The sequence below is a fragment of the Nocardia sp. X0981 genome (assembly GCF_977089955.1).
This window is the reverse complement of the sequence record NZ_OZ372435.1, coordinates 6,246,782-6,262,932: the sequence shown is the minus strand read 5'-3', so window position 1 is coordinate 6,262,932 and position 16,151 is coordinate 6,246,782. Positions and strand designations below refer to the sequence as shown.

Genomic DNA, 16,151 nt, shown 5'->3' with positions numbered 1-16,151 from the left:
CGGAGAGGACTGACCGTGACGGACAAGCAGCCGCCGCAATCACCGCAACTCAAGAGATCGGTCGCGGCCTCGGCCATGGGCAATGCGACCGAATGGTTCGACTACGGCGTCTACGCCGCGACCGCCACCTATCTGACGGATGCCTTCTTCCCCGGTGAGCTGGGCACGCTCGGCACCATGCTGGGCTTCGCGATCTCCTTCGTCCTGCGCCCGCTCGGGGGCCTGGTCTGGGGGCCGCTGGGTGACCGCGTCGGCCGCAAGGTCGTCCTGGCGACCACGATCCTGTTGATGGCGGCGGCCACCGGGCTGATCGGCCTGTTACCGACGCACAGCCAGGTCGGCGTGCTGGCCCCGATCCTGCTGATCCTGCTGCGGGTGGTGCAGGGCTTCTCCACCGGCGGAGAATACGGTGGTGCGGCCACCTACCTGGCCGAATGCGCCAGCGATCGGAAACGCGGATTCTTCGGCAGCTTCCTGGAGTTCGGTACCCTCGGCGGGTTCGTCGGCGGTTCCGCGGTGGTCCTGCTGTGCCAGTTGATCCTCGGTTCCGACGCCATGCACGACTGGGGCTGGCGGATCCCCTTCCTGATCGCCGTCCCGCTGGGCGCCATCGGCTGGTATCTGCGGACCCGGCTCGACGAATCACCGGTTTTCACCGAGGTCAACGAGCAGGAGCATCCCGAGGGCGGGCTCCGTGTACTGATCACCACCTACAAGCGCGAACTGCTGACCCTGTCGGGTCTGGTCATCGCCCTGAACGTGGCCAACTACACGCTGCTCACCTACCAGCCGACCTATCTGCAGAACACCATCGGCCTGGGCGAGTCCACCACCACCGCCATGATGCTCGTCGGCCAGGTCGTCATGATGCTGTGCGTGCCTTTCTTCGGGCGGCTCTCCGACCGGGTCGGCCGCCGGCCGCTGTGGCTCTTCTCGCTGGTCGGTCTGGCCGTGTTCGCGGTGCCGATGTACTGGCTGATGGGTGTGGGTACCGGCTGGGCGATCGTGGGCTTCGTTGTCCTGGGCCTGCTGTACGTACCGCAGTTGTCCACCATCAGCGCCACCTTCCCCGCCATCTTCCCGACTCATGTGCGGTACGCCGGGTTCGCCCTGAGCTACAACGTGGCCACGGCCGCCTTCGGCGGTACCGCGCCGCTGGTGAACGAAGCGGTGATCGAGACCACCGGCTGGAGTCTGTTCCCCGCTGTCTATATGGTGGGCGCCGCGCTGATCGGCCTGGTGGCCTGGGCGTTCCTGCGGGAAACCGCGGGCACCTCGTTGCGCGGGACCGAAGTACCCGATGCCGCGTCCGGCCCCGAGCCGCCCCCGGCCACCGAAAAACAATCCGTTGCCTGACCCAGGGAAAGGCCCTGCCCCGTTATGAGTGAAACCCGCAATCCGCCCATCGCCGAGGTAGTGAACTCGGCCCTGGAACACACCATTCCGGTCGCCCACCGGATGGGGGTGCACGCGGAGGAGGTACGCCGGGGTTATGCCGCGGCGACCGTGCCCGCCGAGGGAAACGGCAACCATTTCGGTGTCATGTACGCGGGCGTGCTGTTCACGGTGGGGGAGATCCTCGGTGGCGCCATCGCCGTGGCGAGTTTCGACACCGCGAAGTTCTATCCGCTGGTGAAGGATCTGCGCATCACGTTCCGTAAACCCGCCACCACGGCGGTGCGCGCGCAGGCCACTCTGGACGAAATCGAGATCGAGCGGATCGCCGCGGCCGCCGCGGCGGACGGTAAGGCCGATTTCACCCTACGGGCGGTGCTCACCGATACCGACGGGGTGGTGGTCGCGGAGACCGAGGGGCTGTATCAGCTCCGCGCCCATTCGTAGGCTCCGTTCGTGACCTCCGGACAGTGACCGGCCCGGCACCCGGATCGGGGTGCCGGGCCGGTCCGGTCGGTGGATTCAGAAACCGGCCGAACCCGAGGGCGCGGGCGGCACCATCCGCCAGGAACCACAATTGCGGGTGATGAACCCGGCATCGGTGGGTTTGATGGTCACCCGGTTGGGGCCCAGCCTCGTGTAGTTGTTCTCGATGATGTACTTCATATTCGTGTTGTCGCCCTCGAGGCGCCACAGCCGTCGCCAGTCGCAGGCCCCGGCGGGATCGGCCGGTCCGGTAGATTCGTAGACGCCGGGCCGGATATCCACGCCGACCCGATAGACGCCGTCGTGCGGGATGAAATCGGCCGGTTGGGCCGCTGCCGTACCGCCGCCCAGCACGGTCGCCACCGCCAGCATCGCTCCAGCGATCAGAAACGTGCCTGCGCGCATTCGATACTCCTCGATATTCCGCTGCTGTAGAAACGAGATTCCCCACCATCTCCCCGGCACGTTTACCAGAATCGGTGTACGTATTCCGGAGATTCGGAATATCGGTGGTGCTGCCGGGAAATGTTCGCGAGCCGTTGCCGGATTTCCGCACGATATGCGATGTGAAATACGATCGATTCGGCGCACGGCACCGCCACGAGCCGCGGGAACTCCGGGCGGGCTCCGATAGGGGCGGGAGGGCACTCAGTAGGGTGGTCGGGTGGCTGAGCGCATACCCGTGATGATCGTGGCCGGATTCCTCGGAGCCGGTAAAACCACCCTGCTCAACGATCTGCTGCGCAACACCCGCGGCACCCGGATCGGAGTGGTGGTCAATGATTTCGGCGCCGTGAACATCGACGCGATGCTGGTGGCGGGCCAGGTCGACGCCATGGTGTCGCTGGGCAACGGCTGTGTGTGCTGCGCGGTGGACGTCTCCGAACTCGACGAGTTGTTCACCCGGCTGACCGATCCCCGCACCGGTATCGATATGATCATCGTGGAGGCCAGCGGGCTGGCCGAACCGCGCAATCTGGTGCGCATGGTGGTGGGTAGCGAGAACCCCCGGATTCGGTACGGCGGGCTGCTCGAAGTGGTGGACGCGGGCGAGTTCACCGGGAGCCGGGCGCGACATCCGGAACTGGCGAGCCGTCTGCGTCTGGCCGACCTGGTCGTAGTGAACAAGGCCGACCGGATCGAGGCGGCGCAACTGAACGAGCTACGGGCCGAGATCACGGAACTGACCGAGGGCGCCCCGGTATACGTGACCACACACGGGCGAATCGACCCCGGGCTGCTGGTCGATCCGCGCCGCCGCGGTGAACCGCGCGTCGGCGAGCAACTGAGTCTCGACGAACTACTGCGCGACGAATACGCGCACGACGAGTCCGGCGGTGACCACCGGCATCTGCATGACGAGTACACCAGTGTGGTGTTCACCGAGACCGTGGCGTTGCATCGGCGCCGGCTCGTCGACTTCCTGGAGAAACCGCCCGCCGGGCTCTTCCGAGCGAAAGGTTTCGTCACCTTCGCCGCGCCGAGGCCCGGCCGTTTCCTCCTGCACCTGGTCGGCCGCGCGATCACCCTGGAGCAGGCCGACCGGTCCATCCGCGGCGCCGGGACGGAATTGGTGCTCATCGGGACCGGTCTGGATACCGACGCGGTGCTGGAACAGTTGCGCGCGACCGTGCACCGCGAACCGGGCGGGGGTCGCCCGGCTGGTGAGGTCTCGTATTGAACTGTCGCGGGTACTCGACGGCGTCCAGCCGCCGGGTGAACGGAACCCGGGGGCGGTGACGTAACGGCTCCAGGTGGTGGCTGCGAGCTCGGCGCGGGTGATCCGGCCGGGCCCGGTGGCGGTGGTGGAGCGAGTGGCACACGCCCGCCACCAGGCCCGAGCGGAGACCTTTCCGGCGCGAGGAACGACCCGCGACTGCGGTAGGTTGCGCGATCATGCGCTGAGCGTTGGGTTCGGGGCCGTTGCGCTCTGCTGTGCGCTGACCGCGCGCGAATGCCCGATCGCCCTGAGGACCTTCCGTGCCCGGGCGCGGCGGGCCCAGGCCGAAACGGGCGTTGTGGGATACCACGCTCACCGCGGACCGGACGGGCTGGTGCAACCGGTCCCGGATCATGCATCGACTCGGTCGCCGATCACCGGCCGAACGCGGGGTGCGTCGATGATCTCACGGCCTCGAGGTGGAGGCGTGCCGACAATCAGTGTTCCTCGGCGATTCGACCATCTTTACGTCCGTAATCATCTTCCACCCGGACATTGTCGGTGCCGTCGTCGGCGGTCGACGCCTCGACGAGAACAATGTCCGTCACCGCGGCGACTCGATGCACGGCGCCCGCATCCACATGTGCCACCGAGCCTGCCGGAAAAGGGATCAGCTCATTCGGCGCGTCCAGCGCGGCGCGATAATGCAAAACGGCCTCCCCGTCCAGAATAAAGTACGTCTCCCGTTTGTGTTCGTGGTATTGCAGGCTGGTCCGGTGCCCCGCCCGGATGCGGACCACCTTGAAACCGAACGGACTGTCCGGCTCGTGCAACCAACGTTCCTGGCCCCACTGTTTGACGACGTTCTTGACGCCAGGGAACGTGAGCATCCTGATCCCCGGTGCCACGACCTGCGGTGTCTCGGCCTCATGCGGAACATCCGCGGGAATCGGTTCCGCGATCCCCGGCGCCCGGTCGATCGAATCGGAACCCGTGCCGGTTCCTGTTTCCTGCGAAATTTCTTCCACGCTGCTGCACCTACCCATTCGATATCAATGTCATCAGCTCGTGTGCATTCTCAAATGCATATGACATCTGAACTACGTACATTTCGGTCCGTCTCATTCCGCTATAGCATCGCAGATATAGAGAGTGTCCGCTACCTGTATGACCCTATGAGGCCGCGCAATTGAGGCCTGGTCATGCATTGTTTTGTCGACCTTCGTATTGTCAGCACGCCTCCACGGTCAAGGCCGCGAGATCATTCACGCACCAATCACATTCCAGTCGCTCGCGTTCGACCGTCGTGGTGACGCCGATGACGCGCATGCCGGCCGCTCGCGCCGCCGCGATCCCGGCCGGGGCGTCTTCCACCACCACGCACCCGGCCGGCGCGACGCCCAGCCTGGCCGCGGCACGGAGGTATCCATCCGGATCCGGTTTGCCCCGCTCGATATCGTCGGCGGTGACCAGGACTTCAGGTACCTCCAGACCGGCGCAGCCGAGCCGGATCTCGGCCAGCCGGCGCCAAGCCGAGGTCACCACGGCCCAGCGTTGCGGGTCGAGCCGGCTCAGCAGCCGGCGCGCACCCTGGATCGCCGTGATACCGTCCCGGCAGTTCTCGCCCGCCTCGGTCAAATAGGCGAGCTCATCGGCGAGGTTCAGATGCGGGGCCATGATCCGCACGGTTTCGTCGTTGCGACGTCCATGCGACACCCGCAGCAGTTCGCCGATGTCCAACCCGTGCCGCGCACCCCAATCCCGCCACACCTGCTCGATGCAAGCCTGCGAGTCGATCAGGGTGCCATCCATGTCGAACAGAAGTGCTTCGCAGGTAAGGGAACAACGGCGTGCCGGGGTGAGTATTTCGAGCTCTAGCATGGTGTACCCATCAGCCAAGCGTGCCTGCCCGCATAGGCTCGGATGATCGACGGCCGGTCGCCGGCACCGACGAGCCTTCGGGCGCACGACAGAACCGTCGCGGCGGGATCGGCACAGACGGTCACCTGATGCGTACCGCTCCTTCGCTCGATGGCGACGCGGACAGCGGCGGCGAAGTCCGCGGAGCCGGTGACGAGACCTCCCGCGAGCACAGTGCCGTCCGTTGCGGACAGGCGCAGCGACTCGCGTATCCGTGCCGCCCCCGCGGCCAGCGCCTCGACCGCGGTGGCGATAACGGTTCCCGCGACATCGTCGCCGTAGCGCCAGCACTGGATCACCGTCGGTGCCAGACGCGCTACCTCTTGTTTGGGAAACGGGAGCGTCGCGAGTCGCCTGGCCTCGGCGGCGATGTCCCGGTTCGCGAACTGGGACATCGCCTCGGGCAGAGCCGAGCCGGGACCGATGCCGTCGCGGGCCGATAATGCCGCCCGCAGGCCCCGCATACCGATATCGAAGGCGCTGCCCTGGTCCGCGCCCAGGTACTCGTGACCGCCCAACTGCACGACCGTTTCCCCGTCGCCACCGAGGAACCCACTTCCGGTACCGGCGATGACGACGGCCCCCCGGTCGGTCAACGGCGGTGCGAAGAGAAGGGGTACAGCGTCGTTGGAGGCCACCAGCAGCCCGGACCCCTCGGGGAGCAATCCGCGTATCACGGAGAGTTCACCAGCCGCGGTTTCCGCGACGATGCCTGCCGTGGCGAGCCAGCCGACCGACACCTGTCCGGCGGTGGCGTCCCTGACGATGTCGAACGCTTCGCGCAGCCGATCTCGCGCGGCGGTCTCGCCGACCGCCGCGCGATTGATCGAACCGATCTCCCGCCGAATATCGGGCCTGCCGGGCGTTTGAACGGAAATCCGCGTCCGTGTCCCGCCCGCGTCGATACCGTAGACAGCAGTCAGCGGCCACTCTCCTTATGGAGTGCGGTTTCGCGCAGTTCGCCGTCGACCACCCGGACAAGCGTCGGCTCGGGCAGCGGGAAGATCATGCCGCCACCGGAGTCGAGATAGTCTCGCTCGCGCGCCAGAAAAGCGTCCCGGAAATGCCAGGGCAGCACGAAATAGTAGTCCGGATCGGCGCGCCGGGACTCTTCCTCGGACACCATAGGGATCTCGGTGGCCACGGTCCGCAAGCCCCACTTGTCCTGGTTGCGCTCCGCCGCAAGCGGGAAATGACGATGATCCAGCCCGAAGTACTGGAGGATCGTATTGCCTTTGGTCGACGCGCCGTAGATGTGCATGACCTTACCGTCGGCGAGTTCGCTCTCTACGAAGTTCCGGACCTCCTCCCGGATTTCGGCTATCCGGCCGGCGAACTTCCGGTAGGTATCGGTCTCGGCCAATGCCAGCGCACGCTCCGTGGCGGCCAGTTCCTCGACCCGGTCCCTACCGCCGCCCGACTGCCACCGTTCATCGGTGTGTGTGCCGTGCTGGATGTAGAGGCGGAAACTTCCGCCGTTGACATCGTTCAGCTCGACGTCCCTGATTTCGAGCCCGTGCGCCCGGACCAGCCGGTCCATCACATCGAGCGAGTAATAGCCGACGTGCTCGTGGCAGATGTTGTCGAAGTTGTTGCCGGACAACATCGTGGGCAGATAAGCCATCTGTACCACCCAGAGCCCGTCCGGGGCCAGGATGCGGGCGATATCGGCAACGAAATCATGGGGCCGCTCGAGGTCGTAGAACATCGCGATCGATGTGATCACCCGCGCGCGCGCCGCAGAACCGAGAGCGCGGCTGAATGCGTCCGCGTTGAAGAATTCCGGCACTATCAGGTCGGTGCCGGCGGAAGCCTCGGGTTGCAGGTTCTCGGCGGGCTCGAATCCCACCAATTTCAGATCATCACGCTGGTAGCTCCGCAGCAAGGTGCCATCGTTCGCGCCGATATCGACGACGATGTCCCCGGCCTCGAGTGGTACCGCTGCCTGTGCGGCGGCGGTGATGTCGGCCAGCGCCGTTCGCATGGCCTCATTGGTGCCGGACCGGTACCAGTACTGCGTATACAACAGCGACGAGTCGACGGCCTGGTGTTTGAGCTGGAGGAACGCGCAGCCGCCCTTGTCCGGGTCGCAGAGCGCCAGAACCAATGGCGCGAAGAGGGGTTCGGCGCCGTCCGCGAAATCCGCTACCGCAAGGTTCCCCAGGTCGAGCACCTCGTGAAGGGCGGGGGAGCCACAGATCCGGCAAGTGTCCCGTTCGTCGGTCATCACGCCACCAGCCTGACCGCGGTCGCCAATTCGGCAAGACCGGTCTCGAAGTCGATTTCCGTTGAGAAGCCCTTCGCGCGGATCTTCTCGTATGACACCTCGTAGTCGCGCTGATCGGGATCGGCGGCGAATTCGGCGAAGTGCACATAACAGTTGATGCGTTCACGGATCCTGGTCACGATGTCAGCCTTCGATAGGTTCAATGTCTCATCCCCCACGTTGTAGACGTCGTCGGCGACGGCGTCCCAGTTCCGAAGCGCGAAGGCGATCGACCTCGCCATGTCCCGCACATGAATCAGCGTGCGCCGGGAATCGGCCTGATAGACAACAAGGTTTCCGCGGTGGACGGCTTGGTGCACGAAGTCGTTGACGAGTAGGTCGACGCGCATGGACGGGCTCACCCCGAACGCCGTCGCGTAGCGGTAGACGACGCTGTTCCCGCCCTCCAGCACCAGTTGCTCGGCCTCCGCCTTCGATTGCCCGTACAGAGTGAGCGGGTTGAGTTCGGTTTGCTCCGTGCAGACGGTGTCACGGACCTTTCCGTAGACACTTCCAGTGGAGGCGAAGAGAATTCGCTGATCGCGCTCCCGAAGTTCGACCAGGCGGCGGGTGGCGTCCACGTTCAGCGCCCGGGCATACGCCGGCTCACGTTGACAGGCCGGGTAACCCACGATCGCCGCGAGGTGGACTATGGCATCGACGCCTTCCAGCGCGGACGCCAGCGCCTCATCATCCAACATGTCCCGATGGACCAACTCGAAATGGGGATGCGCACAACAGGAAAGGAGTCCTCTGCCGCCGGTCCTCATATAGTCGAGCACCCTGACTCGATGTCCCTCCGCGAGAAGGAGGGGCACCAGCGTTGAGCCAACATAACCGGCACCGCCAGTAACAAGAATACGCATGGCGTACCGCTTTCTCTCATCCAATCTGCGACAAGGGCAATGATCGGATTGTTATAGATCATGTACCGGATCGTTACGATCGTGGCCCTCGTCACAGTGAGGCTAAGGTATCCGAGAAGTTGCTGCACCCCCCATCAGCGGGAAGTCGACACCGGCCTTTTCCGAACTTCTGGCAACGCTCGCTCCCCGACGTGCCTCGTGGCTCGCTTACTCGGCGGGTGTGGTCGAGTTCGATAGCGACCTGCCGGGCCCGGCCGTCAGCAGGTTTGCCAGGTCCTGCGCGCAGCCGTCGACTTATTGGTATTCAGGAACCGCATATCGGTGTATAACTGTGGAGTTCGATCACGCTGGAGGGTCTGCCATGGAAGCGAGCCGCATGAACGGTGCCTACCAAGGCGCCCGATCCCGCGTGCTGTTCGTATCACCGGAAATGCCGTGGCCGACGGTGGGCGGTCTGCGAATCCGCTGCGGAATGCTGCTGCGTCGTGCCTTGGAAGAAGCGAAAGTCGATCTCGTCGTGGTCGCCCCCGAGGCGGATATCGCCCGCGACACGGCCGCGGTGCCCGAGCTTCCTGGCCTGAGTACTCATATCTTCGCCGACGAGTCGGTTCCCGGACCCGCTCCGGACCGCGCGTCGCGATCGGCCACCGAACTCATGCGCCGCCTCGTCGCCGAAACCGGAGGCTACGACGTCGTCCATTTGGAACGGCACTTCTTGTTGCCCCTGGTCCCGCCGGAGCTGCGGTCCCGCACCGTCGTGGTCGACTACAACATCGAGTCGCAGCTCCTGGCGCAGCGGGCGGAGACCGGCCACCCGGTGTCGACTGCCGAAATCGACGAACTGCGTCGGCGCGAGCTGGCGGCGTGGCGTGGCGCGGGAGCGGTCGTGGCGCTCAGTCCCGAAGACGCTGAGGAAATGCACCACCGGGATCCGGCGGTGCATCCGCATCTGATCCCGAACGGCTGGGATCACCTGCCGCAGTCTCCATCACGGCCGCCCGACCACGGTCGGCTGACCTCGCCGCGGCTGTTCTTCGTTGCCGACTACGACTATCCACCCAACCGAGACGCATTCGTCTGGCTGATAGCCGAGGTATTTCCGCGCATCCGCGATCGGATTCCGCAGGCCCGGCTGCTGCTCGCCGGAAAGAACCTCACCCCGGAGCTGACCCGGCTGGGCGAGGAATGCGCGGGCGCGGAGCTGCTCGGTTACGTCGACGATCTTCCGGCAGAGCTGGATAGGTCCGATATCGTGCTGTGCCCGCTGCGGATCGGCGGCGGCGTGAAGGTCAAGATGATCGAGGCGATCCGGCGCTCCTGCCTGCTGGTGTCCACGACCGTCGGCGGAATTCAAGGCATACCCGAACCGCTACGATCGGCCGTCTGCTTCGCCGATGACGCGGACACTTTCGCCGGCCACGTGATCCGGCTGTGCGCGGACCCGCAGGAAAGAAATCGCCGGCGCGCCGAACTGAGGGCGGGTCAGTGGGCCGCGCCGACGTGGGAAGACACATCGGTCCGGATGCTGCGACTGTGGTCGCAACTTTCAGCGGAGGTCGACAGCTTGTCCGGTCAGGCCTGATGGGTGGCCGGACCACACACGACGATGAGGCATGGACGCCGGTTACGGGCCCGAGAGGCCGGGCCCCGTTCTCGGCGACCTCACCGGTCGGCGGATCCGGTACGCGAGCTCCGCTGAGACACACGAAGCCGAAAGGCTGGAATCTGTCCGGGCACCCTTCCCGTTGCCTGATATAGGGAAGCGGCGATTTCGGGTTTCGCCAATGTCGGACAATGTCTGGCGGGGACAATCCGCGGGGGTCGGACGATACCCGGACGCCGTTTACCTATCGAAGGCAGTTCTACCGGCTGTACGCCCTGGGGAAGTTATCTCGGTAAAACTCGGACCGGAACAGTAAGCAGGATTATCCTCCCACTGCTGAGAAGTGAGGTGTCCGGAGTGTATCGCTTGACCATGAGCAGCTCCGTACCCGCCCACGCTCCGCACGCACAATCCACGGCTGCTGATCCGACCGATGATTTATCGATGCTTCCGCGCAAGGATTGGCATATTCCCGCCATATTGGCGTTGACACTCGGCGGGTTCGGTATCGGTACCACCGAATTCATCGCCATGGGTTTGCTGCCGGATGTCGCACATGCCATGACGGTGTCCGAACCCACTGCCGGGCATGCCGTTTCGGCCTACGCACTCGGAGTGGTGGTCGGTGCTCCCGTGATCGCGGCGCTGTGCGCGAGGATGCCCCGCAAGCGGCTGCTCATCGCGTTGATGATCGGATTCACGGTGGGCAATGCGGCGTCGGTGGTGGCGCCCTCGTTGGAAACGCTCGTTCTCGCCCGGTTCGTCTCCGGATTGCCGCACGGCGCCTATTTCGGGGTGGCATCGCTGGCCGCCGCCACCTTGGTTCCGGTAGGACAGCGTGCCAAAGCGGTATCAGTCGTCATTTCGGGATTGTGTGCCGCCAACGTGGTCGGCGTGCCGGCCGCCACGTGGCTCGGTCAGCACTTCGGTTGGCGTGCCGGATACGCGGTGGTCGCGGTCATCGGAGCAGCCACCGTCGTCGCCATCGCGCGATCGGTTCCCGGGCTGAGCGGAATCCGGCCGACCGATCCGCGCACCGAACTCGGTGCGCTCCGGCGCCCCCAGGTGCTGCTCACCTTGGCGGTGGGCGCCATCGGTTTCGGTGGCATGTTCGCCGTTTTCACCTACATCGCCACGACGCTCACCGAGGTGGCCGGTATGAGGCAGGATCTGGTGCCGATCGTGCTGATGCTGTTCGGGGCGGGCATGGTCACCGGCAATATGCTCGGCGGTGCGCTGGCCGATCGCGAGGTGGACCGCGCGGTGTTCGTGTCATTGGTCTCGATGGTTGTCATCCTTGCCGGATTCATTGTCGCCGCGCATAATCCGTACACCGCCGGCGTCGGCGCCTTCCTGGTCGGAGCATCGAGCGCCGCGCTTGCGCCGGGATTGCAGACCCGGCTGATGGACGTGGCCCACGATGCGCAAACCCTGGCCGCCGCGCTCAATCACGCCGCACTGAATATTGCCAATGCTTCGGGCGCTTGGTTGGGCGGGCTGGTTATCGCTGCCGGGTACGGCTACACCGCACCGGCGGCGGTCGGTACCGGACTCGCCGTCGGGGGAGTGGCGCTGTTCACGGTTACCGTGTGGCTCGCACGCGGCGCCTCGGCGACCGGACTCCCCCGGCCGATCGGACAGCCGGCGGAGCATGAAGGCTCCATCTCGTACCGCAGCGGTGCCGATCGGGGAGGCACTGAAGGCCGTGCACCAACGTGTATCGCGAACTCGACCGCCGCCGCGCGGGGATCCAGGCCGACGACGACTACCCGCAGGCGTTGACCCATTCGGAGAGCCCGTCGGCGAACAGCTGACGTTTCCAGATCGGCACCTCGTGTTTGATCCGGTCCACGAGTGTGGAGCAGGCCGTGAAGGCCTCGGCGCGATGCGGTGCCGCCACCGCCGTGACGATCGCCAGATCCCCTACCCGCAGATCCCCGACGCGGTGTACGGCCGCCACCGGCAATCCGCTCGATTCGGCCACGGCGGCACAGCATTCCCGCAGGAAGCGGGTCGCCTGCGGATGCGCCGAGTACTCGAGGGCCGAGACATCCTGCCCGCCGTCGTGATTGCGGACGACCCCGCTGAACACCACCACGGCGCCGAAACGGGGTCCACGGACCGCCGCGTCCACCACGGCCGGATCCAGGGGCCGATCGGTGATCTCGGCGAGCCGGACGCCGGCGATTCCGTCCGGCGGAGGGGCAGCGATATCAGGCATGTGCGCTCTCGTTCCCGATGCCGGTACTCGCCGCGTCTCCCGCGTTCCCTTCGGCGTGCGCGCCGCCGCCCGCTACCTGCGCGAGCAGATGCGTGAGCAGAGGTTCGAGCACCGCGATACCGTCTTTCACCCCACCCGGGGAGCCGGGCAGGTTCACCACCACCGTCCGTCCGGCCAGCCCCGCGACGCCCCGGCTGAGGGCGGCCAGCGGGAATTTCGCCGTCCCGCGCTGCCGGATGGCCTCGGCCACGCCGGGTAGTTCCCGGTCCAGCAGCGCCGCGGTCGCCTCCGGGGTGCGGTCGGTGGGGGAGGCGCCGGTGCCGCCGGTGGTCACCACCAGGTCGGGGGTGGTCCGCAGCGCCTCGGCGAGTCCGTCGGCGATATCGGCGTCCGCGTAGACCAGTGGTCCGCGCACGGTGTAACCGAGGCCGCGCAGCCAGGACACCAGATACGGGCCGGTGGTGTCGGTCCGGGTTCCGGCGGCCGCTCCGGTCGAGGCCACCAGCACCGCCGCGGTCCCGCGCACCGCGCCGGCCGCGACGTGCGCGGGCGTCGCGGACTCGGCGTGCCGCTCCGTACCTGTCGCCCCGACGGCCGGCACGCTCGTCGCGGGCACAGCCTCGAAGCGCACCCAGCGCCCGTGTTTCCCGCCCTCCTTGGTGAGCAGCCGGACCCCGTTCAACACCGCCGCCGGATCGACCGCCTTCACCATGTCGTGCAGGGTGAGACCGGCGACGGCCACCGCCGTCAGGGCCTCCATCTCCACCCCCGTGGGGCCGGTGGTCTTCGCCGTCGCCTCGATGGTGATGGTTGTCTCGGTGAAGCCGAAGTCGACCTTCACCGAGGACAGTGCGAGCTGATGACACAGCGGTATGAGTTCGGAGGTCTTCTTGGCGCCGGCGATACCGGCCAGCCGGGCGGTCGTCAGCACATCGGCCTTCGGCATATCGTCGGCGCGCACCAGGGCCACCACTTCGGCGGTGGTGTGCAATTCGCCGCCCGCCACGGCGATCCGGGGGGTCGCGGCCTTGGCACTGACATCGACCATGCGGGCGCGGCCCGCGGAATCCACATGGGACAACTCGCTCATAACACCAACACCCGTACAGTCGTTCCGTCCGCCACCTCGGTTACCGCGGCGGGTACATCGATCAGCACATCGGCCGCGGCCATACTCGCGACCAGATGTGAACCGGGACCCGACACCACTTCCACCGCGTGCGGGTGCGCACCCTCGGAAACCAGCCTGCCCCGGAGGAATTGGCGGCGGCCGCGCGGGGATCGCTCGATGGCGCCCCGCAACGGCAGTTCGTACTCCGGTACCGGGCCCAGCCCGGACAGCCGGCGCAGCATCGGCCGGGCGAGCACCTCGAACGAGACCACCGCGCTCACCGGGTTACCCGGAAAACTCAGCACGGGTACCCCGTCGACCACGGTGAGACCCTGGGGTCCACCCGGCTGCATCGCCACCGAACCGAATTCCCCGCCCAGCGGGACGAGAACCTCCCGCACCACCTCGAAATCTCCGCGGGAGACGCCCCCGGTGGTGATCACCAGATCCGCGGCGGCGGTCGCGGAGCGCAACAGACGCTCGAATCCCCCGGGATCGTCCCCGCTGCGCTCGACCCCGGCCACCGTGACCCCGTTGGCGGCCAGCGCCGCGGCCAGCGCGATCCCGTTGGAGTTGTAGATCTGCCCCGGCCGCAGGTCGCCGCCCGGAGGCACCAATTCGCTGCCCGTACTGATGACCACCGCGCGCACCGGTTCGAATACCGGAATCCGCGCGATACCGGCGGCGGCCAGCGCCGCGATATGCCGCGGCGCCAGCATGGTCCCGGCCGATACGAGCCGGGTTCCGGCAGCGACGTCGCTCCCGGCTTCCCGGACGAATTCGCCGGCCGAGCGCCCGCGGAGGATACGAACCGTATCGGCCGCACCGGCTGTCGTGTCCTCCACCGGAATCACGCATTCGGCGCCCGCGGGCAGCGGGGCTCCGGTCATCACCTTGCGCGCGGTACCGGGTCGCAGGGGTTCGTGGCCCGGATCACCCGCGGCCACCACGCCGGTCAGCGGCAGGGTCGCCGGGGTGGCCGCCACATCCGCGGCGTACACCGCGTATCCGTCCATGGCCGAGTTCCGGAACACCGGCAGGTCGATCGGTGCGTGCAGATCCTCGGCCAGTTGCCGGCCGTGTGCCTCGGCCACCGATATCGATTCCACCGGCCGGGCGGCGAGCGGGCGCAACACCTGCTCGATGGCATCGCGGTACTCGTCCGCCGACCGGACCGAAGAGCTGGCGGGCCGAGAGATCATGGGTCCAGCCTAACGGCGCCGGCCGGGCGGGCGCTGCCCTGTGGTGGTTCGTACCGGGCGTGCGTACACCCCAACCGTCATAATGGAGGCGTGACGCTGGTCGAAATGGGGATACCCACTGTGCGGTCCGGGCGCCCCTCGTTCGACGGCCGCCCGGAAACTCCGCTGCTGGTGGACCGATTCGGCCGCACCGCACGTGACCTGCGGGTCTCCATTACCGAGAAATGTTCGCTGCGCTGTACCTACTGCATGCCCGAGGAGGGTCTGCCCGCGATCCCGCCCGAGGAACTGCTCACCGCGGCCGAGATCGTGCGGCTGGTCACTCTGGCCGTCCGTGATCTGGGTATCCGTGAGGTGCGGTTCACCGGGGGCGAACCGTTGATGCGCCGCGATCTGGAGGAGATCGTGGCCGGCTGCCATGCCGCGACACCGGAGATACCGCTGGCCATGACCTCGAACGGAATCGGTTTGCGGCATCGCGCGGCCGGGCTGGCGGCGGCGGGGCTGAGCCGGGTGAACATTTCGCTGGACACCGTGGACCGGGCCGGTTTCGCCCGTCTGACCCGCCGCGATCGGCTGGAATCGGTGCTCTCGGGTATCCGCGCAGCCAATGCGGCCGGGTTGGCTCCGGTGAAGGTGAACGCGGTACTCATGCGGGAGACCCTCGCCGGTGCCCCCGATCTGTTGCACTGGTGCCTGGCGGAGGGCTGTGAGCTGCGGTTCATCGAGGAGATGCCGCTCGACGCCGACCATGAATGGGCCCGGGCGAACATGGTGACCGCCGCCGAACTGCTCGAGGTGCTCGGTACCCGCTACCGCCTGACCGCCGTGGGGCGCAGTGACCCGGCCGCCCCCGCGGAGACCTGGCTGGTGGACTCCGGCCCCGCCACCGTCGGCATCATCGCATCGGTGACCCGCAAATTCTGCGATACCTGTGACCGCACCCGCCTGACCGCCGACGGTATGCTGCGGTCCTGCCTCTTCAGTGATCAGGAATTCGATCTGCGGGCAAGTTTGCGGGCCGGGGCGAGCGATGCGGAACTGGCCCGGCTCTGGCGCGGTGCCATGTGGCAGAAATGGGCGGGTCACGGTATCGATGCCGCGGACTTCGTCCCTCCGGAACGCACGATGGGAGCAATAGGTGGTTGAGGTGCGCTATTTCGCCGCCGTCGCCGATGCCGTGGGCAGAGATACCGAAGACCTGGATCTTCCACCCGGCGCCACCATCGCCGATCTGCGGGCCCGGCTGACCGCGACCTACGGCCCCGAGCTGGACAAGATGCTCTCCGTCTGCGCCTATCTGCTCGGTGACGAACTGACCCGGGACACCGCGGCGCCGCTGACCGCCCGCGTCGATGTCATGCCACCTTTCGCCGGTGGCTGACGGCGGGGCGCGGTATCGCCCCGCCACGATCCCGGAT

At 66.8% G+C, this 16,151-nt stretch carries 16 protein-coding genes; 7 read left to right on the top strand and 9 right to left on the bottom strand.

Going from position 1 to position 16,151, the window contains the following annotated elements; genetic code table 11:
- Window positions 1-75: 75 nt before the first annotated feature.
- Together ACYR7D_RS27895 and ACYR7D_RS27890 are read left to right on the top strand one after the other, a co-directional pair.
- On the top strand, window positions 76-1,356 hold the full coding sequence (locus tag ACYR7D_RS27895; RefSeq protein WP_459550321.1) for an MFS transporter: 1,281 nt from the start codon (window positions 76-78) through the stop codon (window positions 1,354-1,356).
- A 24-nt stretch (window positions 1,357-1,380) separates the two neighbouring features.
- On the top strand, window positions 1,381-1,842 hold the full coding sequence (locus ACYR7D_RS27890) for a PaaI family thioesterase (protein ID WP_459547475.1): 462 nt from the start codon (window positions 1,381-1,383) through the stop codon (window positions 1,840-1,842).
- Window positions 1,843-1,917: 75 nt separating this feature from the next.
- On the opposite strand, the gene ACYR7D_RS27885 is transcribed toward ACYR7D_RS27890, so the two are convergent.
- The gene (locus tag ACYR7D_RS27885) at window positions 1,918-2,286 is read right to left on the bottom strand and encodes a hypothetical protein (protein WP_459547474.1); all 369 of its coding nucleotides are present in this window, start codon (window positions 2,284-2,286) and stop codon (window positions 1,918-1,920) included.
- Between the two features lie 280 nt (window positions 2,287-2,566).
- Between ACYR7D_RS27885 and ACYR7D_RS27880 the strand changes: the two genes are divergently transcribed.
- Complete coding sequence (locus ACYR7D_RS27880; protein ID WP_459550320.1) at window positions 2,567-3,562, top strand: CobW family GTP-binding protein; 996 nt, start codon at window positions 2,567-2,569, stop codon at window positions 3,560-3,562.
- 476 nt (window positions 3,563-4,038) lie between these two features.
- On the opposite strand, the gene ACYR7D_RS27875 is transcribed toward ACYR7D_RS27880, so the two are convergent.
- The 5 genes from ACYR7D_RS27875 to ACYR7D_RS27855 all read right to left on the bottom strand — a co-directional run bounded on the left by ACYR7D_RS27875 (window position 4,039) and on the right by ACYR7D_RS27855 (window position 8,593).
- Window positions 4,039-4,569, bottom strand: a complete 531-nt coding sequence (locus ACYR7D_RS27875) for a cupin domain-containing protein (protein WP_459547473.1) — start codon at window positions 4,567-4,569, stop codon at window positions 4,039-4,041.
- A 202-nt stretch (window positions 4,570-4,771) separates the two neighbouring features.
- Window positions 4,772-5,422, bottom strand: a complete 651-nt coding sequence (locus ACYR7D_RS27870) for an HAD-IA family hydrolase (protein WP_459547472.1) — start codon at window positions 5,420-5,422, stop codon at window positions 4,772-4,774.
- Window positions 5,416-6,366: a BadF/BadG/BcrA/BcrD ATPase family protein gene (locus ACYR7D_RS27865; protein ID WP_459550319.1), complete on the bottom strand. Its 951-nt coding sequence runs from the start codon at window positions 6,364-6,366 to the stop codon at window positions 5,416-5,418. Before ACYR7D_RS27865 ends, ACYR7D_RS27870 begins: the two co-directional genes overlap by 7 nt.
- A 14-nt stretch (window positions 6,367-6,380) precedes the next feature.
- Window positions 6,381-7,688 (bottom strand): class I SAM-dependent methyltransferase, encoded by a 1,308-nt coding sequence (locus ACYR7D_RS27860; RefSeq protein ID WP_459547471.1) that lies wholly within the window; start codon window positions 7,686-7,688, stop codon window positions 6,381-6,383.
- Complete coding sequence (locus tag ACYR7D_RS27855) at window positions 7,688-8,593, bottom strand: NAD-dependent epimerase/dehydratase family protein (RefSeq protein WP_459547470.1); 906 nt, start codon at window positions 8,591-8,593, stop codon at window positions 7,688-7,690. Before ACYR7D_RS27855 ends, ACYR7D_RS27860 begins: the two co-directional genes overlap by 1 nt.
- 361 nt (window positions 8,594-8,954) lie before the next feature.
- Between ACYR7D_RS27855 and ACYR7D_RS27850 the strand changes: the two genes are divergently transcribed.
- A complete protein-coding gene (locus ACYR7D_RS27850; protein WP_459547469.1) occupies window positions 8,955-10,175 on the top strand; it encodes a glycosyltransferase family 4 protein in 1,221 nt (406 codons plus the stop codon).
- Window positions 10,176-10,568: 393 nt separating this feature from the next.
- Window positions 10,569-11,978, top strand: coding sequence for an MFS transporter (locus tag ACYR7D_RS27845; protein WP_459547468.1), 1,410 nt, complete (start codon window positions 10,569-10,571; stop codon window positions 11,976-11,978).
- Here the strand turns inward: ACYR7D_RS27845 and ACYR7D_RS27840 are convergent.
- From ACYR7D_RS27840 to ACYR7D_RS27830, 3 genes are read right to left on the bottom strand one after another with little or no spacing between them, the layout of a single operon-like run.
- Window positions 11,962-12,417, bottom strand: coding sequence for a molybdenum cofactor biosynthesis protein MoaE (locus ACYR7D_RS27840; protein WP_459547467.1), 456 nt, complete (start codon window positions 12,415-12,417; stop codon window positions 11,962-11,964). The genes ACYR7D_RS27845 and ACYR7D_RS27840 overlap by 17 nt on opposite strands.
- Window positions 12,410-13,507 carry a bifunctional molybdenum cofactor biosynthesis protein MoaC/MoaB gene (gene moaCB / locus ACYR7D_RS27835; protein ID WP_459547466.1) on the bottom strand — a complete coding sequence of 366 codons (1,098 nt, stop codon included), beginning with the start codon at window positions 13,505-13,507 and terminating at the stop codon, window positions 12,410-12,412. Before moaCB ends, ACYR7D_RS27840 begins: the two co-directional genes overlap by 8 nt.
- Entirely contained in the window at window positions 13,504-14,730 is a 1,227-nt protein-coding gene (locus ACYR7D_RS27830) for a molybdopterin molybdotransferase MoeA (protein WP_459547465.1), read from the bottom strand. Before ACYR7D_RS27830 ends, moaCB begins: the two co-directional genes overlap by 4 nt.
- Window positions 14,731-14,820: 90 nt before the next feature.
- Between ACYR7D_RS27830 and moaA the strand changes: the two genes are divergently transcribed.
- Both moaA and ACYR7D_RS27820 read left to right on the top strand, forming a co-directional pair.
- Complete coding sequence (gene moaA, locus ACYR7D_RS27825; RefSeq protein WP_459547464.1) at window positions 14,821-15,879, top strand: GTP 3',8-cyclase MoaA; 1,059 nt, start codon at window positions 14,821-14,823, stop codon at window positions 15,877-15,879.
- Window positions 15,872-16,114 (top strand): MoaD/ThiS family protein, encoded by a 243-nt coding sequence (locus ACYR7D_RS27820; RefSeq protein WP_459547463.1) that lies wholly within the window; start codon window positions 15,872-15,874, stop codon window positions 16,112-16,114. Before moaA ends, ACYR7D_RS27820 begins: the two co-directional genes overlap by 8 nt.
- Window positions 16,115-16,151 lie beyond the last annotated feature (37 nt).